Annotated in this window: 21 protein-coding genes and 1 other RNA gene; 16 read left to right on the top strand and 6 right to left on the bottom strand. The window is 41.4% G+C overall.

The annotated features are described in order from the left end of the window. Positions 1–142: 142 nt before the first annotated feature. From ACXACS_RS12905 to ACXACS_RS12850, 12 genes are all read left to right on the top strand, one after another. Positions 143–979 (top strand): hypothetical protein, encoded by an 837-nt coding sequence (locus tag ACXACS_RS12905; protein ID WP_474807101.1) that lies wholly within the window; start codon positions 143–145, stop codon positions 977–979. Next, complete coding sequence (locus tag ACXACS_RS12900) at positions 972–1283, top strand: hypothetical protein (protein ID WP_474807099.1); 312 nt, start codon at positions 972–974, stop codon at positions 1281–1283. Before ACXACS_RS12905 ends, ACXACS_RS12900 begins: the two co-directional genes overlap by 8 nt. Before the next feature lie 285 nt (positions 1284–1568). Beyond that, the gene (locus ACXACS_RS12895) at positions 1569–1790 is read left to right on the top strand and encodes a helix-turn-helix transcriptional regulator (protein WP_474809269.1); all 222 of its coding nucleotides are present in this window, start codon (positions 1569–1571) and stop codon (positions 1788–1790) included. A 1-nt stretch (position 1791) separates the two neighbouring features. Then, complete coding sequence (locus ACXACS_RS12890) at positions 1792–2874, top strand: hypothetical protein (RefSeq protein ID WP_474807098.1); 1083 nt, start codon at positions 1792–1794, stop codon at positions 2872–2874. A 589-nt stretch (positions 2875–3463) separates the two neighbouring features. Beyond that, complete coding sequence (locus ACXACS_RS12885) at positions 3464–4027, top strand: PDZ domain-containing protein (protein WP_171338584.1); 564 nt, start codon at positions 3464–3466, stop codon at positions 4025–4027. A gap of 287 nt (positions 4028–4314) precedes the next feature. Further along, positions 4315–4779: a hypothetical protein gene (locus tag ACXACS_RS12880; protein ID WP_171338583.1), complete on the top strand. Its 465-nt coding sequence runs from the start codon at positions 4315–4317 to the stop codon at positions 4777–4779. A gap of 183 nt (positions 4780–4962) precedes the next feature. Next, positions 4963–5595 carry an HNH endonuclease gene (locus ACXACS_RS12875; protein WP_216600867.1) on the top strand — a complete coding sequence of 211 codons (633 nt, stop codon included), beginning with the start codon at positions 4963–4965 and terminating at the stop codon, positions 5593–5595. 312 nt (positions 5596–5907) lie between these two features. After that, the gene (locus ACXACS_RS12870) at positions 5908–6222 is read left to right on the top strand and encodes a hypothetical protein (RefSeq protein ID WP_171338582.1); all 315 of its coding nucleotides are present in this window, start codon (positions 5908–5910) and stop codon (positions 6220–6222) included. Between the two features lie 102 nt (positions 6223–6324). Continuing rightward, the gene (locus ACXACS_RS12865) at positions 6325–6747 is read left to right on the top strand and encodes a hypothetical protein (RefSeq protein ID WP_171338581.1); all 423 of its coding nucleotides are present in this window, start codon (positions 6325–6327) and stop codon (positions 6745–6747) included. A 42-nt stretch (positions 6748–6789) separates the two neighbouring features. Beyond that, positions 6790–7677: a GIY-YIG nuclease family protein gene (locus tag ACXACS_RS12860; RefSeq protein WP_171338580.1), complete on the top strand. Its 888-nt coding sequence runs from the start codon at positions 6790–6792 to the stop codon at positions 7675–7677. Positions 7678–8275: 598 nt separating this feature from the next. Then, positions 8276–10960, top strand: coding sequence for a P-loop NTPase fold protein (locus ACXACS_RS12855; protein ID WP_171338579.1), 2685 nt, complete (start codon positions 8276–8278; stop codon positions 10958–10960). Positions 10961–11489: 529 nt separating this feature from the next. After that, entirely contained in the window at positions 11490–12866 is a 1377-nt protein-coding gene (locus ACXACS_RS12850) for an AlbA family DNA-binding domain-containing protein (protein ID WP_171338578.1), read from the top strand. A gap of 149 nt (positions 12867–13015) precedes the next feature. Here the strand turns inward: ACXACS_RS12850 and ACXACS_RS12845 are convergent, their stop codons facing one another. From ACXACS_RS12845 to ssrA, 3 genes are all read right to left on the bottom strand, one after another. Then, a complete protein-coding gene (locus tag ACXACS_RS12845; RefSeq protein ID WP_171338577.1) occupies positions 13016–13210 on the bottom strand; it encodes a hypothetical protein in 195 nt (64 codons plus the stop codon). 73 nt (positions 13211–13283) lie between these two features. Next, on the bottom strand, positions 13284–14918 hold the full coding sequence (locus ACXACS_RS12840) for a tyrosine-type recombinase/integrase (protein ID WP_171338576.1): 1635 nt from the start codon (positions 14916–14918) through the stop codon (positions 13284–13286). An 89-nt stretch (positions 14919–15007) separates the two neighbouring features. After that, positions 15008–15367, bottom strand: a transfer-messenger RNA (tmRNA) gene (gene ssrA, locus ACXACS_RS12835). A gap of 393 nt (positions 15368–15760) precedes the next feature. Between ssrA and ACXACS_RS12830 the strand changes: the two genes are divergently transcribed. Continuing rightward, positions 15761–16984, top strand: a complete 1224-nt coding sequence (locus ACXACS_RS12830; RefSeq protein WP_474807092.1) for an NADH:flavin oxidoreductase/NADH oxidase family protein — start codon at positions 15761–15763, stop codon at positions 16982–16984. A 98-nt stretch (positions 16985–17082) separates the two neighbouring features. Here ACXACS_RS12830 and smpB read toward each other — a convergent pair whose 3' ends face one another. Continuing rightward, complete coding sequence (gene smpB, locus ACXACS_RS12825) at positions 17083–17562, bottom strand: SsrA-binding protein SmpB (RefSeq protein WP_179983283.1); 480 nt, start codon at positions 17560–17562, stop codon at positions 17083–17085. Between the two features lie 145 nt (positions 17563–17707). Between smpB and ACXACS_RS12820 the strand changes: the two genes are divergently transcribed. After that, positions 17708–18139 (top strand): type II toxin-antitoxin system RatA family toxin, encoded by a 432-nt coding sequence (locus tag ACXACS_RS12820; RefSeq protein WP_474807091.1) that lies wholly within the window; start codon positions 17708–17710, stop codon positions 18137–18139. Next, complete coding sequence (locus tag ACXACS_RS12815) at positions 18136–18483, top strand: RnfH family protein (protein WP_136781355.1); 348 nt, start codon at positions 18136–18138, stop codon at positions 18481–18483. Before ACXACS_RS12820 ends, ACXACS_RS12815 begins: the two co-directional genes overlap by 4 nt. Positions 18484–18568: 85 nt before the next feature. Here ACXACS_RS12815 and ACXACS_RS12810 read toward each other — a convergent pair whose 3' ends face one another. Together ACXACS_RS12810 and ACXACS_RS12805 are read right to left on the bottom strand one after the other, a co-directional pair. Beyond that, a complete protein-coding gene (locus tag ACXACS_RS12810; RefSeq protein ID WP_012518305.1) occupies positions 18569–19045 on the bottom strand; it encodes a MarR family winged helix-turn-helix transcriptional regulator in 477 nt (158 codons plus the stop codon). Positions 19046–19075: 30 nt separating this feature from the next. Continuing rightward, positions 19076–21046 carry a BCCT family transporter gene (locus tag ACXACS_RS12805; RefSeq protein ID WP_474807088.1) on the bottom strand — a complete coding sequence of 657 codons (1971 nt, stop codon included), beginning with the start codon at positions 21044–21046 and terminating at the stop codon, positions 19076–19078. 322 nt (positions 21047–21368) lie between these two features. Here ACXACS_RS12805 and ACXACS_RS12800 point away from each other — a divergent pair, with 322 nt between their 5' ends. Continuing rightward, a complete protein-coding gene (locus tag ACXACS_RS12800; RefSeq protein ID WP_474807086.1) occupies positions 21369–24071 on the top strand; it encodes a TonB-dependent receptor in 2703 nt (900 codons plus the stop codon). Positions 24072–24193 lie beyond the last annotated feature (122 nt).

The following is a 24193-nucleotide window of genomic DNA, read 5'->3' as shown; positions in this document are numbered from 1 at the left end:
TGTGTGTTTTACAGTCTAAAAGATAAAGGCAAGTAAATCGGTATATTTTGGTTGGATGTTTTGGATTTAAAGACGGTTTTACACGTTGAATTACTGCTAGGCTCAGATTAGCATTGCGGATTTTTAAATTAAGTCCAAAGCTATGAATATACCTAAGGATTTCAAACTATCTCAATTAGTACCGAAAGTGCGAGAGCGCCTTCTAAATGATCCATCGTTCCACTTTGCAGATATTTATCGCTTTTATCCAAGTGTGGCACTGGATTACAAAACCTTTATATCAATTTGTGGTGAAGCTGATAGGAGCACCGAGGAGGTGTGTTCGTTTGACGATGTAGTTGATTATCTCAATAGGTATTTTGAAATTATTGGGCAGGTTGACCTAGGAGAATTGAACAGAAAAACAGGTGTTTGGGATTGTTTCAGCTCAAAAGAAAGAAGGAAAAGTACATATTATAAAAGTAATCCCCTGAGGCTAAGCTCAAGCATAGTAGATGAGCTAGACCGATGTGGAGGGGAAATTGAACTTAGCACTTTTTACTTGGGTGGTAGTCAAGGTTTGGAAGTTTTTATCAAATTTGACAAACCTCATACTATCGACAAGAAAAACATACGGGTAGATGGTCTTGAGTATCAGAATCTTATTAAAAGCAAAATAGCACCATACTTACGGCTGAGGTCAAATTTAGAGTCTGACCTACATGAGTTATTAGATGGCAAACAGGTTCACCCTGTGCCTTATGCTGTATTACGATACGTCAGAGAGCACGGTGAATTGCCTCTCAAAATAGGAAAAGACCAGACAGCAGAGAGTGAAATGTGGGCTACTATTACTTCTGTTTATGAAGTTTCGAAAAGCGACGAAAATATTGTGTACTTTGAAGATTCGCGTTTCGTTAAGCACGATTTATGGAAAGCTTATCAAGAGACGTATGCCATAAAAGTTTTGAATTTTATTCTGCGGAGAAGCAATGAGTAATGTAAGTGAATCCTTCGAAGTGGAATTCAAGCAACTTAGTAAGTTCAATGAAAAATTAGACTGCTTATGTCATGAACAAACTATCGAGCACTTGAACTTTACGAAACTGTATATGGAGCATTTTTTTCATTTAGCTTCAAAATTACCTAAGGTAGTAATTTCAGCAAGAGAGGAGCTAAATTTGAAGATGTCAGAAGATAAATGCTCAAGTATCGTAGATAGCAATGTAAGAAAAGGAAAATATGTTTTAAATAAATTTTTGTCGAAAGTCGAAGTCAAACTTTCCGAAATTTCAAATTCCTAAACCTGGCCTCATAACTAAGTGTTGAAGAAAAGCTATGCAGCACTTATTCAGATTTTCAGGCACGGTCATAGTGTTAAATAGTCCGTCTTAAGCTCGCTGACATTGTCAAATGTCATTGAGACCGCCTATGTACATAAACTAAACCCCATCAAATTGTATACCTGCGAAGCTGTTTTCCTTTTTAGCGTTTGAAAAGTTTCAACCAGTTTTTTGCGAGTACCATTCTTCGATGATTTTTCGAAAATCTTTGTGGCCCCTCTTAGACCTTTATGATTCTTCTTGAACATGGAATCAACAAGGAATTTTATGAAAAAAAATACACGGTTTAACTTGGAGTCTAGAGGACTGCTTCGGAGAGGTGAGGTTCTGAAACTCACCGGCTTGAGTAAATCCACACTTTATAGGCTTGAATCATCGAAAGATTTTCCTAGCGCAATACAAGTGAGTGCTAGGTGTGTAGCTTATCGTTTATCAGACATATACAGATGGTTAGAGGGGAGAAACTAATATGACACTAACTAACACTAATTCTAGTGCTCAAAATTCAAACTTATATGAGGGATATGGGCACTCACCAAATGCAAAAAGATTTGCAAAAATCCACGATAGTATAGATGAGGCTTACTCTTCACGCCTATACACCATTAACGGTAACAGCAAGCGACCAGTATATGGACAGTTATATAGATCAGAAGTAAGCATATTCAGAAGCCATAATATCTCTAATAAGGATATAGACCAAAGACAAAAGACTCTTTTAAGCCTAATGGGTGACATAAATTCAGACAGACGAGAAAGTATGACGAAAGTCGCAGAAATTGAAGTCCCCAGCATAACCGGCGGTAAGCCTCTTTCTTACAAACATTGCCCAGCGACCACATTTGGTATGGAAGAATTGTTAGAAGTAAAAAACGAACACGGCGGTGAAGTAGCGCATATATGTATGCAATTGCGAAAAGATGTTTGCCAGAACGCACAACTCGGTAAGCAAGAGTTTAATTGGTTCAAGAGCCGCAGCAAAAGAGCTTTTAAGCGCGCTTTAGGAAACGAGGCTAGAGGGATGGTCGTTCTTGAAATAAGTACGCCCAGACGGTCTTTAAAAGACAAGTTGACATCAACAAAGCCCCAATTACATATACATGCGATTATTTATAATTCTGATGGTTTTGACCTCAAAGTCAGAAGGCGAATCAGACAGTCGTTTAAAGAAATGATTGCTAATGAGCACGTAAACAATGCAATGATTGCGCAGATAAGAAAACGAGTTAATAGAATTAATGAGTATGGCCCGTCATATACGTCAGAGCGTATCACAGATATTGATTTAGGTATTGCGGACTATCTTTGCAAAGAACTCGATAAACCAATTGTAAAAGGGTGCTCAAACCTTGGTTTTTTCAATATGGGCAATACAGTTAGCATTCGCCACAAATGGAGATATAAACAATTACAAAGCCTTAACGCTGCGGCAAGTCATCTTAAGTCACGGGCGCAGTTCTCGACTGATATAGGGGACGTCGATAAAACGCTTGATAACGCGGTTAAATCGGTTCCAAGACCCCCAGAATTAGTGAGATTGAATCAAAGCTAAAGAGCTATCGAAGGGTGGGGCAGTTTACTCAAACTGTCTTACCTAATAGATATAACAGTTTATTCCCCTACATTGCCCCAATTTGCCCTAAAAAAAGACATTGTTTAAAGCTTATAGAAAGGTTGTGTAGGCACATAGGTCGTTAGGTATTAATATAGCGACTAGTGCTCCACTTCAAGCTCATGGTTCATATTAATCCAAAAGTCCTAGGTATAAGCTGCTTTTGTCAGTGGGTACGGTTTATTAAAAAAAATCCTCTCCCATAGAATCCTTATAGTTAGATGACATCGAAAAGGGAATAATGATACATCACCCTATTGATTGTGAACGATGTTTATGTCTTCGTTGATGTATAGGTCTCAGGCCTTCGGTTACCATTCTTCCGTGCGATTGAGGCTATTCAAACTAGAGCGTATATAAGACTGAGCGTTCGCTTAGTCTTTGAGAACAGTGCATTTTTGAGACAAAGTGTAACTTTTCATTTTGATATCGCATACATTTTTGTGTTAGCTTTATCGACATAAGAGAAATGGTTATATGAGCCGTTAAAGGCTTGATTTTAAAGCAAAGAGTCAAAAAGGATTTTGAAATGAAAGGACTAAAAGTAACTAAAGTCGATAATGGGTCACAAGCTTACGGACTTGGGCTCAAGCCTGGAGACGTTTTAGTAAACCTTGATGGCAAAGCCTTAGTTGATAAAGAATCCCTTCGACATGAAATGAGCGTAGCAGAAAGCTCTGGAAAGTCGTCTTGCGAAATTGAATATATACGTGAAGGTAATATGTTCAAAACTTCTTCACTTCTTGGTGAGCCATTGGGATTAAGCTTCCGACCATACGTCTTGAAACAATATGAGTTAAACGAATCTCTTCAAAATCAAGCTATTGCGCAAACTCCTGATAATATAGCTGTCTCGGATAGTGGAGAAGCTTCTACAGTGGAAAATCCACGGATACCTTTTGTAAGCTGGGTTCTTTTTCTATTTTCATTTTGCTCAATTGCTTTCGGAATTATTCAATATTTCTTCTATGAAGCAACTCCTTTTGGGCACATGTGGTTTGCTGCTTGCCTAGTAAATGCTGTTATTTGGCTCGCTCTTGGAACCATTGTGCACTATTTGTCTGATATCAGATATTTTGCACGTGCTAGATGATTTAAGAGGATTAATATTTGTTTTCAATCGTAATTCTATATTTGGTGCGCCGATAGGATTCTAAGAAGTTCAGTACGATTAAATCAGCGCGTTTCGGTAAGTTAGAGTTTGTAATTTGATAAATGCCTCCTTTAAATCAACTCTAAGTACGCTTTCTGTCTTGAAATTTATCGACTCTCCCTCTTATTAGTTAGACCACTGAATCATGGCGTTCAAGCAATGCTTGGCACGGGGAACGTCATGGTTAATTAATAACCCCCGCAGAAGAAGTTTGCTAGAGGACAGCAATGAAAAAAATAATATCTTTGGTTCTTATCTCGGCTCTAGGTGGCTGTACAACACACTATAGACAATTTGCAGCGCCTGAAATAAGCGGAGATCCCCTATTAGAAATCCGCAATACTCAAAGTCCTGGTGATGTTAGAACGGTTCTCACTGATGGTATTACGACGATTAAGGGGAGTTACTACGAACTAAACGAAAGGTTGATAGCGAGAACTCATCAGGCTGCAATTACTAACCAAATTGGTAGATTTGATAAAGTGATTGATTTAAAAATTCTTTCAGTTCGTTGTGGTGGCCACTTTATTCCTGACTGTGAAAGCACAGCAGAGGCGAAAATTGGAGATAAAAGCTTCGTTATGCAGAGTAGTAATCGAAATGGACATCCTTGGGATAGCGCGCTTGATAAAACGTTAGATGAAATTTCACAAAAATTGATGGCTCATATAACTCAAGAACGTCAAGACTGATTCACTGCTAGTGTGACACCGTCTAAGGCTAAAAAGTGAAATGGTCGCCAATTTTCGGCGGCCATTTTTTGAACATGGAATCTTGGTGACAGTATCTCTTCATCAGTACACTGATAAAGTGGACTTGAACCTGATGGACGGCTATTTTGAAAAGTTATTAGACTTGAATCGAAGGAAACAGCAGTGGACAAACAATTGAATTTCGAAGACGTAAACGATAAACAAGCAGTTATACGCGCGATAGGTAAGTTCAATTCGTTAGGTAGAGACAAGTTCCTCGAGAAATCTGGATTCTCTCGTGCTACAAAGTATTTCGTTTTGTACAAAGGGAAGCAGTACGATGCTAAACCAATTCTCTGGGCTGCGTTTAAGGAGCAGTTTGGGTTTCACCTAAAAAAGAAGAGTTCTGGTGGGGTATACCAAAGAGTTCGGCCGGTCTTTGAACGACTTGGATTTACGGTGATATGTAGTCATTCAGAACTAGACAAACAATTTCAAAAAAAAGTAATTAACTCCAAGAATGACTCACAAGAGCAGCGAAGGAAGCGACTTAAAAAAGCTTCGCAGAAACCACGTGTAGCGATGGTATTAACGGCTGTATTTATTCGCAACCCAGACGTTGTAGCAGAAGTGCTGTTGAGAGCTGGTGGTATTTGTGAAAGTTGCAAAAGACCTGCCCCTTTCTTTAAAAAATCAAGTAGCGAGCCGTTTCTCGAAGTTCACCATAAAAAGCCGTTGTCTAAGGGCGGTACTGATACTGTTTCCAACGCCATCGCACTTTGTCCGAATTGTCATAGAAAAGCACACTATGGATGACTTTTGAGACAAATATAGTCAAACAAAATCCTGCTACATTCTTAAGACCACCCAATTTTAAAAGAAATTTTGACGTACTCATTATTCAGATTACCTATTGCCGCCACGATAGTACTCACGTAAGTAGAGCAGTGGTGATTATAGACTTTAATATTCTGATACAGCCAATGAGCGAGAAATGGTTATTGTTCAAGTGGAAGGTTCTGTTACAAATGTAGATTTATAAGGAAGTGTCTGAATATGTATGTCATCATCTTCACTAACCTTAAGCCGCCAACAAGACGCGTTTAAAAATTTCAAAAGGAGTGAAGTTTGAATACTTCTAAAAAATTATGTGACATAGGCCAACTTGAAAGATATTTGTTTAATATAGGCGAATCAGAGATTCTTGAATATATTACTGAAGAGAGTGACGCTTATGTGCTATCAGACGAGTTCTACAGCAGGAATATTGATCAGATTACCTCTATAAAACTACAATTGGCTGCGTGCTTTGCGGTTCTTGGTCAGCCTGAAATAGCTGATAAACTCGCACCTTTATCTTGGGAAATACTTAGTCGCGAATACGACAAGGTCGCAAATGGGATCGTTAGTGAATTCACCCAAAGCTGGCCGCGAATAAAGTAGTAAAGTAAGGTCTTTTGATAGTCCGGAGGTTCAATAGCTCCTACCACTATTTACATGTAAGCGTTTATTTTGCATATACATGTAGAACAAATGAGGTGAAAATTGGCTATAAAGAGTGGTTATAAAAAGGAGCATGCTTTCCCAAATGAGTCTTTTATTCAGGAAGCAATCGACACTTATTTTATTTCGGCTGGCTACATAATTCTAGATGACAAGTATACCGATCTAGTATGTAAGCATCCCATTAACGGGGATACATGGTATATCGAAGCGAAAGGGCTAACATCACAAGTTGGGTTAGACTTTCGAACCTGTATAGGTCAGTTGGTTCAAAGAATGAAAGTGCAGAGCTCGTTTTACGCGATTGCTTTACCTAATATTGAAAAATTTAGGGAGCAAGCTTTATTGGTGGCGCCTTATGTAAGAGAAAGCTTGAATCTTCACTGGATATTTGTTCATGAAAATCAGTCGCTAACGGTGCTTTCTCCGTCGCAAACGCTAGATGGTAAATTGCATAATCCATAGGGTATAGAGCTTAAAAAATAATGGTCAACACAAGGAGGTTTAATGTCAAAATTTGGAAGAAGTATTCGTATATTTCTTGCTGATGGAAGTCCAACAGGTTTAAGGCACGTTGAAATAGCAAATTGGACCGGTCAGGCACTAGCCTGTCCGCGGAGCAGGTTTTCTGAGTTAGCTAAGTGGGAGGAAAGCAAAAGGCCGGGCGTCTATTTCCTGTTTGAGAGTCCTAACGCGGATAACAATTTGGCCTATATTGGTGAGTCAGAAGACGTTTTTAAAAGACTCGCAGATCACGACCGTAAGAAAGAGTTTTGGAATGAAGTAATCATATTTACTAGTAAGGATGAAAATCTTACCAAGGGCCATATCAAATATCTTGAGTCAAGATTAGTTGAAGTCTCTAAATCCGCAGACCGGTATCAGTTAGAGAACGGAAATACACCGACCCGCTCTAACTTACCGCGAGCAGATACAGCAGCGATGGAAGAGTTTATTGACAATATTAGGCTTATACTTGGGAGCCTTAGTCACAAAATATTGGAACCCGTGTCTTTTAAATCGACGGCTAGCTCACCAACACCAGATGACGATAATCTAATCAACTATATATTCCAATTTAATGTTCACAAACTTACTGCTAGCGGGAAATTGACCGATGATGGTTTTTTGTTATTGAGCGGATCTCAAATATCAAAAAAGTCATCTCAAAGCATGCCGGGCAAGAGCAGGGCAATAAAGGATAGAATGATACTAGATGGGGTCCTAGAGGAACATATGGACTACTTTTTACTGATAAAGGACAAATTGATCAGTTCATCTTCATATGCAGCGTCTTTAGTAGCGGGAAACAGCCGAAGTGGGCCACAAAGTTGGAAAACATCTCAAGGTGAAACATTAAAAGCTCTCGAAGAAAAGTTGGTAAGTAAAGCCTAATCTAACATGCAAAAATAGGCTTCAATCACCCAAATTGTAGCCTCGCTACTTCGGCTTTGTTTCACCGTCTACATGAACACAAAATGTATGACACTGGGTATGATATTAATCTATATATACTTCGTCTATGAGATAGGTATCTAGATAGCGCGGCCAGAAACGCCTTTAAATGCTAGAGAAGAGCCTATCGAATATATTTTCACAAAGCGTCTCTCGATGAGTTTCCAAACGGTACAGTTGTTAAGTTGAAGGTTGCCCCTGCTGGTGGGCCAAAACGAGGAGCGTATTTAAAAGCTGCTCGCACTGCGTTAATCACTCGGGTAAAGTAAACGAAGTCCTAGGTATAAGCATGCACCTTGGTAGCTATGCTTTCTTAAAAAAAGCTGTCTTCATCAACAACCCTTATACTTAGGTTTCTAGGTTGTAGCAGTCTAGAGAAGCTCACAACGAAAAGAACTGTTTGCATTTAGTTGAAGTCGCTGTAGCCCTCTCTGAGCTTTATAAAAAGGTTGTTATAGAACCGATGCCGAATATCGGTTTAGTAAGTTCACTCAAAACTCAATAATTTTTCGATAAAACAAGGGAATGTAATAAGATTATGGTGGATGTAAATGCAAGTATGGATTTGCGTGAACTTAAGATAAAAGAACGTCTAGAGGCCTTATGTAAAAAAGACCCCCTATGGCCCGGAGTTTTGGCCGCACGCGAGGCTTTACGAGTGCTTCCGATTATTGGTATTGCTGGTCACTTTAATTTTTGGATTGAGTCTCGACCTAATCAGACCGCAGCTGAAAAAAAAGTTGATAAGCACATTGTTCCCTCAGAAGAAGGTGGAGACTCAACTGGGTGGCGCGATAACCGCGTACGTTTTGTATTGGCAAGTTTTTCAGCTAGCGGGGAAGTACTTCATCAGGCGAAATTGCCCGTTGAAGAACGACAGTTAGAAACATTCGATATTATCGCTTCAACAGCTTTAGAAGCCGCCGAGGTTGCTTTTAGCGACGCATACTCAACCATAGGAATAAACAAAACTGAAGCCGTAGCGTTCGCTGCGGAAGCTGCCTCGTTCGCCTCTGCCACCGCCAAATATGGAGCTTCTAGAGCGGTTGAAGCAGCTGAGAGTGCCATCGCTGCCTGCAATAACGCGAGTAAGGTTCTAGATACCAATGGGGCTACTCACGCTTTTTTTCAGGACCTAAAAGCTGCCGAAGATGCTTTGTCTACTCATAGTGTAATTGACGAACCATTATGGTCGAACACACGACAGGGGGTGGTTGAGATGAGTCATATCGGTAAATTTCAGTCCGCGGTCGAAACTCTTTTTAGCGAAAGCTCTGGTATTAGCGCGGAGGGAGCAGAAGCGCTAGAACAAATGCTAAAGCTTTATAATGGATATGTGAGTGGTATCGCAAATATAAATAAAAACAATGGATCGACAAAGGCTTCGTACGAGGCATTGAGTAAAGTAAGTTCCGAAGACATTAATGCTAATAAAGACACCTTAAACCGCGGTGCATTGGTTAACGGGCTGGCAAATATTTTGTGTGACAAAGAGCACATACATCCGCTTACTATTGGATTAATGGGAAACTGGGGAAGCGGTAAATCTCAAGTATTAGCATTATTAAAGAAAGAGCTTAAAGCCCGTGACTGTGAACAGCCATTTCTGTTTGGTGAATTTAATGCTTGGGCCTATGAGCATGCTAAAAGCAGTCAAGCGGCGATGGCCCACGAAGTGATTTCAGCTTTAACCAGTCATGATAAGTTTCAGACTGTTAATATGGAAAGCGACCCTGGCTCACGCCTTAAACAGTCGATTTTGAACCTTTTTCGACAGATAGGTTGGATAATGAGTGGCCGTGTTCGTATCATTTATGCTTTTGCCATAAGAAAGCATCTTAATAAAGTTTTACAGTCTATTGGTTGGTTATCACTTTTCGTTATAGCGTCGGCATGGTTAGCCGGGCAGGGCCTTAACCAAAATCAGATACCTGATTTTTCGAAGCCATTAACCAGCGGAGCATTAATAGCAATAATTGCTAGCTTGTGGCAGCTTCCCAAACAATTGCGGTACATTATCTCTCAGCCAATGACCAAGGAATTCCTGACCTATATTAAATTGCCGAACTATGCCTCACACATTGGTGAAATCGCCGAAATGCAAAAAGATATTCGTCTAATAGCAAAAATCCGCTTAGGATTTCAAGACGATGCATGTCACGACTATTTAGGCAAACTATCGAATTTCCGTCGTTTGTTATTTGTAGTAGACGACCTAGACCGCTGTAGTCCAGAGGGAATTGTAAAAACCTTTGAAGCAATTCGACTGGTACTTCACATACCGCATGTGACCGTAGTGGTGGCAGTTGATCAACGTATTGCGTTGGCCGCGTTAGCATTGCATTACAAGGGAGTTGAGCCATACCATACTCTGCAGGATGCTCGCGCAATCGCTCGCGACTATCTGGCAAAAGTTATTCAATTGCCTGTTGTGATTAGCGACGGCGACAATGAATCACTGACTGAATTTTTAAGTGATATATGGCTGGAAGAAGGCACTAACAAACAGAATTGGTTAGCACATCTGATTAAAGACGATGAACTTCAAGCGCCAGCAGAGCACCTAGAGATAAAGACTCGTTCTTCGAGACTTGATGGACTAGATTTAGATTCATTCATTGAAGACGATGGATTGAGCGAATACGAGCTTGCTAAATTGATATTAGAGACTGAGCCAAAATCAGAGCCTCCAAAACCAGAAGTCCTTAAGGGCTTGAGTGACCACCAAAAAGCAGCGCTCTATTACTGGGCTACCCATTTTGGTTTGACTAATGCTAGACAACTAAAGCGCTTGGACAATAGTTACAACTTGATTCGACTAGTGGCCCAAGAAGAAGATAAAATAGCATTAACGCAAAAGGTTGATAGTGTTGATAAACAACAGCTTAAATTCAGCTATGGCTATTTGGTCACACTGATGACATTAGAATTTATAAATGGCATTGAAGTAACCGCATTGCGTGAAAATGCTTCGCGATTTCTTCGTAAAGGCACTGTTTGTCGATTGAATGCCATGGCCAATCAGCAACACAAAGCAACGCTTATTGGTGCACGTATTGTAATTGAGAGTGCTGCAGAACAACTCTATTCACAAACAGAAGCCGCGTTACGCTTCGAAAAATTGTTGCGCTATGTAGAAAACTTCGCGCTCCCCGCTATTGATGGATTTGATGTCGACACAGAAACTGTTTCAAATAGTCAACCTAATAGCGTTAAGGGTTAATTATCACAGTTGTTAGACCCAAAGCCCTAGATATAAAGTTTTTGGTGCAGTGGGTATGGTTTCAAAAAAATCGAACGTATCAAAGAACCCTTATAGAAAGTCCATGTTGAAGGAATATTTAAAAAGATATCCAGTTGTGACAAGAAGGATACGCTTTAGGCGCACTATAAGCTCGAATGAGGTACGAATCAAAATTTGTAGTGCGTGTGTGTTTCAGAACATGAAAAGTGTTCTTAAAGGCGCTCACGCTAATCTATCGAGCGCAAACACGAAGGTTTAGCACTATCTATCTCGGTATGCATTGGATAATAAAGAAAGGATATTTGTAACGTAATCAATTATCAAAGTAATTCGTGGTAATTTAAACATTATTTGATATTTTGCAATTCGCGCAGAGCGAAAAAAAAACGGTATCGCGGACCATCTGCTTTTTCTCAACTACGTTGTTTTGTATGGCCGTAGCGTATGTGAAGAGAACATACAAATTTTACAGTGTGATTTCAGAATAAATTATTTGGGAGACATGGACTTGTTGAACTATTCTTACTACCCATTTCAAAAAAATATTGAGGACATTGACCACGAAGATCTACTTATACTTAAAGAAGTTTCGGAGGGTTGGTATATTGACTACAAAAGTCAGGGATTAAAAATCACTGACTTCGCAAAACATATGTCTGCTTTTGCTAATCAATATGGTGGTTGGTTAATTCTTGGGGTTAAAGAGAACACTGACGGGAGTCGAACAGCATCCGAATTTGTAGGTATACAAAATTCTGAGCTTGAAAAAGTCTCTAGGGATATTCGGGAAGCATCATCTTCACATATTAATCCAGAAGTTTTGTATGAAGAGAGAGTAGTAGAGGGGCCCGTTGATGAAGTTGGATTATCTGAAGGGAAATCAATACTAATTATTGGAATTCCAATGAGCCAAAATACCCCACATATACACTCATCAGGAAGAATTTATCGAAGATTAGCTGACCAATCTAAGCCAAAAGAAGAAATAGATAGATATCTACTTGATGATTTGTGGAAGCGCGGCAATGAAAAGAAAAGTAAGATCGCTGAGTTTTTAACGAGCATCCCAGCATTACCACCTAGCCAATCAGAGCAACCATGGGCACATATCTATTTCAAACCATCTCAAGGTCAACTAGGTCCTGCTGAGGAGTTAACATTTGCTAAGTTTTCTAACATTGTAAGAAATGCTGACAAAACTGTGGAAGGCGTTCATGCACCCATGCAAGGCATTAACTCAACAGCTGACGGTTTTGTTGCACGTCAAATTGTTAAGAATGATCCCAGCCTAGCCACCCTAACATTTAGATGGTGGCACAATGGGATGGCGCGGTTCGACATACCGTTGAGTTGTTTTGATATAGCGAGATTTCTCGAAACGCACGCACAGAATAAATATGCTAGGGATTTTTGCATTCTCGCAGATGAAGCTGGCTATTCAACAATCAAAATAGTTGATTATTCGCTCTTTGTTCAAGCTGTGGCTTCGCTGCTTAACACCTATCTTCATCTGCTAAAAGTCACGGAGGATACACGAGATATTTATTCATGCTTTACGCTAAGAAATGTATTTCATACATCTCCATTTGTGGATTCCAAAAAGTTTATAGAAAGGGCTCAGACACATTCTATTCCACTAACTGTGGACAACATTATTGTTGTACCACAAGAACCTTGTGAACAAAATATGTTATTAATTGAGAGCGCTAAGCGCTGTGTTAATCTTGATTCTGAAAAAAATCGTCAGTTCATACCATATTTACTGTCGGCTCAAATTGTCTACCGCGTATTTGAAGCGGTAGGGATAGCTCCCGAATATGAGACTTTTATAGATGATACAGAGGCGTGGGGCTTTAGTAAGGTTAACAATCAACCTAATCTCTAAAAAATATCAACTTTTATCATTGGTGAGGGGCTTGTTTACTTAACTCATTTGGAAGTAACTGGCGGCTACTTTAAGTACTTAAAGCTTCACTCACGTGTTCGTGCTTAAAGAATAGAAACTCTGGTATATGAAACCTGCTAAGCTCGTCCCTAAACTAACCAATCACTCTGACTCATGAACTCTAGTTTCTGAAGCAGAGCTGAAAGCTCGCGTTGAGACAGGTTAATACTATCTTTTAGAAGGCATAAATGTTGCTCATTTATCTCAGCGTCGAAAGCGGATATTGTGATAGTAAGGACTAAATCGATTTCGTCCAATGCGTTGATGAAGTCCAGTTTTTCCATGTTAATTTCCTTATGCTTATTTGGCAGAGTAGCCATTAGCGGCTGGAGATAAAACTGGACCTATGACTAGTTTTTATGCTTTACGACGCTCTCGAAACTTTTTGTATGACACCGCACTCCAATCAATACCGAAGTCGATAGCATCAATATAAGCTTTTATAAACGAGCCGCTGTAACTGCCGTGGTTGTACGTTTGGGTTCTCACGCTGTCATCTCTATGGCCTGTAACATAAAAGGCTTCATTTCGTCTTAGAGGCTGTTCTTTAATAGTCGTTTTATCAAGAAGCGAAGTAAACGTGTGCCTAAATGAGTGAAAGGCTAGCGGAGTGTTTTTATCATTTCGCTTCGGGATGTTGGCATACTTAACAAAGGCTTCGTTGTACCATTTAGAAATAGTGTTGCCCAAACCCTTTGTATCGCTCAGATTTAGGTCGTAAAAGAGTAAGCCAGACTTTCGTTTCCCTATGAAATCAAGCAAACCAGAATTCAAAACAGCATCGGCAACAGGTATGTTCCGCAAAGAATCCTTAGTCTTTTTAGATTTGGAAAATTGGCTTTTCTTTAGTTCATCTGACTTCCACTCATCATTGACAGAGAACACCAATATTCCATCTTCATAGAAGATGTCTTGCACCTCTAAACAAGCAATCTCTGAAATTCTCATGCCTGTGTGAAGCGCAATCAATGGTGCCCAGAAATGATATGATTTAGGGGCTTCTCTATTTCTTAACGTATCGCCATATATATAGCTCGAAAAGATCTTGGATATATGCGCCGTATCATACATTGCTCTTTTCTCTACAAACTTCGCGCCTTTTGGTTTAGCTAATTCAAGGTGCTTCGAGAAATCGAGAGAGACGTAGTGCCGTTCGTGTAACCATTTTATAAACATTCGAATGTCGGAGAAGTGCTTCTCTAGGCCACCCGCTCCTAAAACAGTTTCAGTGTGGCTTACAGATAAGTCTAGCCACCACTTTGCCACTAATTCTGCATCGGTTGTCGTGACCTCTTTCCTCCGTTTACCAGCATTTTTTGGGAGCTTAGTCATGACATTTACATAATGCTGTATCAATTTTCCGTCGATTTGAGCTGAAGGGCATTCAAAATTGATAATCTCGGCAAACCGAATAAGGTTAGACAAAGCTTGCGTAGCTGTCCTAGTGCCCCAACTTTTTCGCTTAAAATTAAAGTAATCGTCTACGAGCTCACCTATAGGATGGCTCTCTATGCTAGCAGGTGAGGCTGTCGTTGATTGACTCGTCAGTGAGGTAACCAATGCTCTTTCTCTTGACTCTGAAATACTCAGCTTGCGTTTTAGAGCCATAAGCTGCGATTCAGTCAAGTCCAGAGATTCAAATGTTGCGTCTAGATAGTTGTCCAGTTTACGATAACGAACCTGTGACATTAAATTTGAGACAGAAGAGTCTTTTTCTGTCTCTACGATTCGGGCTACTAACTCTCTAATCGTTCGTTTCACTTCAAAAACGTTGGGTGCTTCAGACACGTTCAACCTTAGACTGTCGCTGTAATTACAAAGAACTCTATAAATTTCGGGCATGACCGTGCTGTAATGCTGAAGTGCAATACGTGGTTCTTTGGTTCGCAATGATATCAAAAGTTGGCGATACGTGTTTTTAGGCTTAGATTGAAGTTCAAAGCGTAAACAGTAAACGCCATGCTTGTTTCTATAGAGGTAGCGGGTTTTCATTTCGTGACACCTTATCGTGACACTACGCTAACTCTACACATATAAAAAAGGTGCAAGTTACTGTTTTATAATAACTTGCACCTCTAATTTGGTGGAGCTGGCGGGATTTGAACCCGCGTCCAGAAAATGTCTACCTTTGGTACTACATGCTTAGTTTGTCATTTATTTAACTGCTTGGAACTCCGACAAACAGGATTTCCTTGCAGCTGGCCTAATACTGTTTCGCGGTTCACCCTTAGACAAGGTTCCCTCGCTATCCTACTTGGATGACCTTCCGAATCCCCGCTAGCAGGAAGAGACTAGGGTGGAAGGGCCTATACCGGTTATTAAGCGGCTAGTGCGTAAGTTTCGTCGTTTGCGACTATTTAAATGCGGCTTTTTTAAGAGGCCAACCGCTCCTCTGCATGCACCTCCGGCTTCCTAGATCCTGTCGAATCCTAATCAGCCCCGAGTGTGATTTTCAATAATAGCACAAATGTTACGTCATTAAATGCTTTCTTTTAGAAAACGCTTTAAATTTTAAGGGTTTGGCTATAAAACAACCAAAAATAACACTTATGTTTTCAAAAGCTTACTATGCAAGCTAGTAAACAAAGTTACCTTCATAACAGCAAATCTATTATCGACTTAACTTTAATATGTGGCTAGTAACATTAGTTTTCAAGGGCCTGCACTACTATTGAGGTAAGAATGTTTAAAGATAGCTTTGTGTTTTAATTAAAAGAACAATCTGCTTAATAATTTTTTAGAGAATTTTTAAGGAATAAGTACCTATGTAAGGATGCAATTAGCGGCAAGAACCATTAAAGTACGTCAGCATAATTAAAAGGCTTGTAGTGTAAATGTCTTCAGATTCCATATTGTATTCTCCTTATACCCTGCCGTGTGGCGTAACAGCGCGAAACCGTCTTGTTAAAGCCGCAATGGAAGAAAATATGTCGAGCATGGGAAACATTCCCGGTGAGTCTTTATATTCACTTTATCGATACTGGGCCCATGGTAATTTAGGCATGGTAATTACGGGCAACGTTATGGTTGATAAAGCAGCTATGACGGGGCCAGGCGGTGTTGCACTAGAAAAAGATACCGATATTGCACCGTTTCAAAAGTGGGCAAAGATCATTAAGTCGAATGGCGCATTAGCCATCATGCAGATTAATCACCCTGGTCGCCAAGTATTTAAAGCTATGCAGGGCAAAGCTATTGCGCCTTCTGCGGTACCGCTGGATATGGGCAAACACTCTAAACTATTTGCTCAGCCGCGAGAAATGACCTGCCAAGACATCCATGATGTATGCAAGCGCTTTGTCGAAACGGCTAAGCAAGCTGAAAAAGCTGGCTTTGATGGCGTTGAAATTCACGCCGCTCACGGCTACTTACTTACACAATTTTTATCTCCGCTTACTAATCAGCGCCAAGATGAGTGGGGCGGTTCTATTATTAACCGCGCTCGTTTATTAATAAATATAGTCAGCCAAGTTAGAGCGGTTTGCGCTAAAAACTTCATTGTTATGGTAAAGCTTAACTCTGCTGATTTTCAAAAGAACGGATTTTCTTTTGATGATGCTTGTGAAGTGGTAAACCGCTTAGAAGCCTTGGGTGTAGATGTGGTTGAACTGTCTGGCGGTAGTTATGAAGCGCCTGCTATGCAGGGCCAAACACGGGACGATACCACTCTTGCCAGAGAGGCATACTTTCTAGAATTTGCACAGGCCTTAGTGAGTAAAACCCATATCCCACTTATGACCACAGGCGGCATTAAACGGGCCGAAGTGGCAGAAGAGGTGATAGAGCAAGGCTGCGCGATGGTAGGCTTAGCCAGTGCTTTGGCTATTACGCCCGACCTGGCTAAAAAATGGCAGCAAGAATGGACTTATTCTGGCATTATTCCACACTGTGCTTGGAAAGATAAATCGTTGGCAAGCCTTGCGAATATGGCGATGGTGCGACGACAGCTTAGGCGATTGGGAAATAACCTAACCACGCTAAGAAACCCGTCACCGCTTTGGAGTCTTATTCTTGATATGCTGCATCGAAAGAAGATGACCAAACGAGATGTAGGCTAACGCAAATACTGTTTAGGTAAGATTTTTCAGAAGGCTACTTTATTTAAACGCTGCCTTAAACAGCTTCCTTTTACAGCACCACTTATAAAAACACAGCGTTAAACGCTGTGTTTCATCATTCTTTCTTTTTGGCGTTGCCAGTCTTTATCTTTCAAAGTGTCGCGCTTGTCGTGAGCGTGCTTACCTTTAGCTAAGTGAATTTCTAGTTTCACCCAACACTTTTTCCAATACATAGACGTTGCAACAATCGAGTAGCCCTGGCGGTCACGGGCGCCCATTAAGCGATCTATCTCACGCTTTTTAAGCAAGAGTTTGCGCGCGCGTTCAGGCGCAGCAATTACGTGGGTAGATGCCTGATTTAGCGGGCTAATTCTACAACCTACCAAATAGGCTTCGGCATTTTGGATAATAATGTACGCGTCGGTAATGTTTACTTTACCGGCACGAATACTTTTAATTTCCCACCCTTGAAGCTCAAGTCCGGCTTCGAACTTGTCTTCTAGGAAATAGTCATGACGCGCCTTTTTGTTCTGCGCGATATTTCCTGAGGTGTTTTTGTTGGCTTTATTCTTTTTCATGCTGGCTATTATACTGATTGTTCAAAGGAATGTCTTTAGTTGTCATTGTTATCTTATATTGGGGCATTTGGTTCAAAACCGAATACAAGCGATACAAAATTTCTGTGATACAATGCCTCTAAGAGTTTTAATTGTAGTGGGATCAATGCCAAGTATTCATAGAAGCGCGCTTGTAGCTCATAGCGCAGAAGCCATGTTTAACTTAGTCAACGATGTAGCTTCCTACCCTGAGTTTTTGCCAGGCTGTACCGATAGTAAAATCCTCGACACCTCAGCGCAAAGCATGAAAGCATCTTTGCTTGTTGCAAAAGCCGGTATCAAACAGTGGTTTACAACACATAATGTTCTAGAGCCAGGCAGAAGTATTCAAATGCAGCTAGTAGACGGGCCGTTTCGTTCGTTAACTGGCGGCTGGACATTTTCAGCGCTTTCTGAAGAAGCGTGTAAAATAGAGCTTAACCTTGAATTTGAATTCAGTAATAAGCTGGCAGAGATGGCATTCGGAAAAGTGTTCAACAGTTTAGCTACTAGTATGGTTACAGCTTTCACAGACCGAGCGCGGAGTGTGTACGCATGAGTAATAAGCTCATCAATATTGAGGTTGCCTACGCACTGCCCACCAAGCAAACTATCATTGATGTTGCTATTCATGAAAATGCGACGGTAGAAGAGGGGATTAATGCGTCTAACGTGCTTGAGCAGTTTCCCGAAATCGACTTAAAAGCCACAAAAGTGGGTATATGGAGCCGCGTTGTTAAGTTACGCGATACACTTAACGATGGCGATCGAATTGAAATTTATCGCCCGCTGATAGCTGATCCTAAAGAGATTCGAAAACGTCGTGCTGAAAAGGCCAAAGAAGAAGGTAGGGCAGACAAAATTACCGGTGGAAAAGTAAACCCGCTGAAAGCGAAGTCCTAGTTTCGCATCATGCAATATACGTTTATTACAGATACAAAAATGGCCTTCATATTGAAGGCCATTTTTTTAGAAAAGATAGAAGCTATTAGCTTTTTTCTGAAATGCTGCCTAGCTCCAAGAAAGGTGAGGCATCAATATCTTCAGCATCCATCATACTAGCAATACGCTGAACGGTAGCTACCATTTGGCTTTGCTCCCATTCTTTTAGCTGAGAAAAACGCTCGACAAAGTGTTCCTGAAGCGGGCGCGGGGCGTCTACCACCGCTTCTTTTCCGCGCTCGGTCAAAAACACGCCCACTTTACGCTTGTCCTGTGTACTTCTAATGCGCGTAGCTAAGTCTCTAGACTCTAGTCTGTCTAAAATATTGGTTATAGTTGCAGGGCTTAAATTAATATTCTCTGCAATTTCGCGCACCATAATGCCGGGGCGCTCTTCAATATTTTGCATTACTAACAGTTGTGGACCTGTCAAACCCACGTGTTTACTTAGCTGCTTGCTGCGTAGGTCTACAGCGCGAATAACGCGCCGTAGTGCCACTAATAGTTCTTCTTCTTTTCGCATATTACTTCCAACAAATGCGTAACCAGTTGGTTACTTAAGCAAATGAATAAAATGTTGGTGCTTATGGTAGTGATCGATTACGTCATTAATGACTGAGATTTTCGACCAACCCATAATGTCATAGTTCTGACCACCTTCACTCAGGTGAACCTCGGCGCGATAGTACGTTGCCTTTTTGTTTTCGTCCAGTGTTGCTGTATCGCTTGGACCAAATTCAGGCTGTTCTGTCGGCACTAGGTATACCGCATAGATAAATTCTGGGTCGTTACCCATATCAACGGTCAGAATAAGTGCTTCGGCAGTATCTTCAATTTTTATATCAAACTGCTGAGACTTAAACTCTTCACCCACTTCCGTTAGTGCAGGCATCACCACCTTGTTTGCATATCGGCGAACCGCATTTTCATCTGGGAAAGTAACGATGTTCTCTAATCGGTCTTTCCAGTTTTTATCTGAATCGTTATGCAAAGGCGTACCAGCCATTACTTGCAGACTTTCTCGTTTATAAGACTCAATCCTCAGTGCTTTTAGCAAACCGGAAATAGCGATGAGCAGCACAATAGCAAAAGGCAGGGCAGCTGCAATTGTCATTGTTTGGAGTGCGCCTAGTCCGCCAGCATAAAGAAGTATTGAACTGACTATACCTACTCCAAGCGCCCAGTAAACACGTTGCCACAACGGCGTATCGTTTTCACCGTGGGAACAAAGCATGTCGACTACCATTGCGCCAGAATCACACGATGTTACAAAGAATATAATTACCATAAGCACGGCAATAAAACTAAGAACTGAAGCAAATGGAAACTGTTCTAAGAATACAAACAACGCAACGGAGGTATCGTCGTTAACCATTTGTGCCAGTACGTCTTTTCCTTGCACCAATACTTGGTCGATAGCACCGTTACCGAATATGGTCATCCAAAATAGCGTAAACGCAGAAGGGATAAGTAGAACGCCCATAACGAATTCGCGAATAGTTCGGCCGAACGAGATACGCGCTATAAATAGACCTACGAAAGGCGCCCATGCTAACCACCATCCCCAATAGAAGATGGTCCAGCCACCAATCCAATCGGTTTTTTCATAGGTGTACAAATTAAAGGTATTTCGCACTATGTCAGACAAGTATGCGCCTGTGTTTTGCATAAAGGCCTGTAGTAAAAATACCGTTGGACCTAAAGACAATACAATTAGCAGCAAAATAATAGCCAGAACCATGTTGGTTTCTGAAAGGCGACGAATACCTTTATCTAGACCAGTAGTTACCGAAATAACCGCCAGACCAACTACGCCTGCCATAATGGCAATTTGAACACCAGTATTAGAGGGCAAACCAAACAGATAGTTAAAGCCCGCGTTAACTTGCGAAGCGCCAAAGCCAAGCGACGTAGAAATACCAAATACCGTTGAGGTTACTGCAAATATATCTACTACATGGCCAGGCCAGCCATAGATACGGTCGCCGATAAGTGGGTAAAGTGCAGAGCGAAGGGTTAAGGGCAAGTTTTGGCGGTAGGCAAAATAACCGAGTATGAGTGCTACCACCGCGTAAATAGCCCACGCGTGTATACCCCAATGGAAGAAGGTCGTTTTCATCGCTTCGCGCACGGCATCTATACTTTCTGCCTGTGCCGTGGGCGGAGACATAAAGTGCATTAATGGTTCAGCTACACCGAAAAACATTAACCCAATGCCCATACCTGCAGCAAACAGCATACTTAGCCAAGTACCAAAACTAAACTCTGGTGTGGCGTGGTCAGGCCCTAACTTAATTTCGCCATAGCGAGACATGCCCAAATACACCACTGCTAGAACAATGATAGTAACGGTTAGAACGTAAAACCAACTGCCATTTGAAACAATTACACTTTGTAATTTTTGGAAGACAGAGTCTGCAAGTTCGGGCGTGCCCGCAGCGAAGATTAGTAAGCAGATGATTAACGCAGAAGACGTTATAAACACCGGCTTATTGAGTGGAGATTTCTTTTCGTTCTCAATCACGCAGTAATTTCCTTTCACCTTTTATTTCAACTTAGGTTATTACGGCGAAATATACAGCATGGAGCACTTTTAATAAATATCAGATGAAATAATTCGATTTATATGCAATTTAAAGCTTTGCTCATTGCCTCGCACTCAGGGTCTTCTAAATAGCCTTCCAATATTAGACTTTCTGCTATTATTTACTACGTTATGGTTAAATATTAATCGTTAGTGTAGAAATTAATTATAGTTGTTGTATTGTAATATATGATCTTTTTGATATGTGTATGAAGTAAACACAGTCCGAAGAATAAAAACCAATTGAAGGAAACACACACAAATGCGTAAAACTCAGCTTAGCTGTGCCATCATCGCTGCATTGGCATCTACCTCTCTGGCTGCGCAAGAATCAGACGCGCCTGCTAAACTTGAAACCATTGAAGTTACCGCCACTAAAAGAAGTGAGTCGATTCAGGACGTTCCGGTTGCCGTAACTGCACTTAACGGCAAAGCACTAGAAAATCTTGGGATAGACAATTTCCAAGATTATGTTGAATTCTTACCTAACGTGGTATTTCAGGGCACAGGTCCGGGACAGAATGAAATCTACATTCGTGGTGCTGCAACAACCCAATCTAATATTATGCTGTCCTCGGTACAGGCGCTTCAGCCGTCCGTTGCCTTCTATCTTGATGAAATGCCAGTATCAATGGCTGGACGTAATTTAGATGTTTACGCTACAGACGTTCAACGTGTAGAGGTACTTCCTGGGCCACAGGGCACATTGTTTGGTGCTAGTTCTCAGGCGGGCACTATCCGTTTAATCACCAACAAACCTGAGCATACGAGTTTCGCTGCAGGTTTCGATACCAACATCGGTTTTACTAAAGACGGTGAAATGAGCAACTCGGTACAAGCGTATTTCAATATGCCGCTTACCGACGACCTAGCTGTTCGTGTTGCCGCGTACAACGACAAACAAGGCGGTTGGATAGACAACGTCATGAATGTGCCGGGCGAGGGTGGCTACATTGGCAGTGCTGTGGTTATTGACCGCATCTCAGGTGGTCCATTAGCAGATCCGGTGGGCATGGACGCAAACAGAATTACCAACCCCAATATCAATTCTAATACCGAAGCGGCCGTTGTTTCTCCACAAAACGATGCCCTTGTCGAAGAAGACTTCAATGATGCTATGTACACAGGTGCACGTTTTGGATTGTCTTATCATTTTAATGACGACTGGGACTTACTTGTACAGCACACCCAACAGACATTAGACACAGAAGGTGTATTTGCCTACGACCCTACGCTTGAAGGTGAAAGCTCTGCGCTGCGTTTCCAGCAAGAAGAGAACAAAGACGAATTCGGGTTAACTACGTGGACGCTTGAAGGGCGTTTAGAAAAACTAAACGTGGTATATACCGGTGGTTATTTAGACCGCGAAATTGATACGCTAGCGGACTATACAGGCTATACAAACGGTGGCTTATTCTCTGCGTATTACGTGTGTAACCACTACGATACGCCTGATAACACCGCAGACGAGCGCTGCTTAGACCCCACCAAATATTATAAAGAAGACACATCTACTACCCGTAATACTCACGAGATTCGTTTCAATACCACCATGGATACGCCATGGCGCGTGACGGCTGGACTGTTCTATGACGAACAAGAAGTTGCAACTGTTGGGCAGTTCAAGATTGCCAACACAGAAATGACGACATTCGGGTTTGATAACCTTCAACGCACCCTAGTAGGAAATGAAGGCATTAATAGTGATGGTGGCCCTTTCCCTTCTGAAGTGAGCTTTATCAACGATATCACGCATACCATTGAACAAATCGCTGTATTTGGTCAGCTGGAGTATGATATTACCGACACGATTACAGCAAGTATTGGCGCACGTTGGTATGAAATCGATGATATCTACGTGGGCTCAACGTCAACAGTTGACGTAACGCGACGTATTCGTGCATTCGGTACACAAGACCCAGACGAGCTTGCGGCCGTTGGACTAGACCCTGATGCAGTAGCAGCGGCTATTCAAAGCGGGCAGTTAGAGGTAGACCTGTTAGACGACAACGGCGTGCTAACCGTTGACGACACTATTTTTAAGTTCTCGCTAGACTGGAAGGTTAACGAAGACGTATTACTATTCGCTAACTACTCAGAAGGCTTCCGACCTCCGGTTACTAACCGTGTTGGTGGTGGCCTGGCAACGAATCAGTCTGGTAAATTTGAAAACTTCCGTATTCCAGTATACTCAACAACCGATACGCTAGATAACTACGAATTGGGTCTTAAAGGTGACTTCTTTGATGGTCAATTCCGAGTAAACGCTACGGCCTATTATTCTGAAATTGAAGAACTGCAAACGTCGCGCTTCGACCCCACTAACATCTCGTTCTTGGTATTCACCGACAATGTAGGCGATGCTGAGATCAAAGGTATTGATGCTGACATGACGTGGCTTGCTACTGATGACCTTATCATTAATGCTGCTTTCAGCGTATTAGATACCGAATTAACTCGCGTAAACTCAGAACTTGAAGGTATAGCGGCTGGTGTTGGCTCAGAGCTTCCATACTCAGCGAAATTCTCTGGAAACATTAATGCGCGTTATTTCTTCGAGCTTGAGGGTGATAAGCGTGGGTATGTGAACGGCTCTGTAAGTTATACCGGCGATCGCTTAGCAGGTATGGTGATGGATGCCTATGTAATGGAAGATGCAACTTCGCTTATTTACGGCACAGGTTCAGGCCTTAAGATTGAACAAGAAGCTGACGTGTTTGAAGGGGTCACTTATACCGATTCAAATGGTGAAACATTCCGTGGTGGCCGCTACGTACAGGAGTCGTATATCCTGACGAACCTTGCTGTTGGTGTAACAAACGACGTATGGAAAGCCGAACTTTACATTGATAACGTGTTTGATGAGCGTGCAATTTTGAATATTGATACGCAGCAATTCACGCCTAAGGTAGTAACAAATAGACCGCGTACTATTGGCCTTCGTTTCTCATACGATTACTATTAAGGTTAAGTTAGTAAGGCTAAATTGGCGATTTACGATTAGCACACAACGGTGCCGGGGCAACACGCCTTCATAAGTTTTAACTAAATGAAGGTGTGTTCGCCCCCAATTTTGAAACGGCTAGC

It is taken from the genome of Alteromonas sp. AWM4_230, assembly GCF_056158305.1.
Note: the sequence above shows the minus strand (reverse complement) of the source record. Positions and strands in the feature narration are given on the sequence as shown.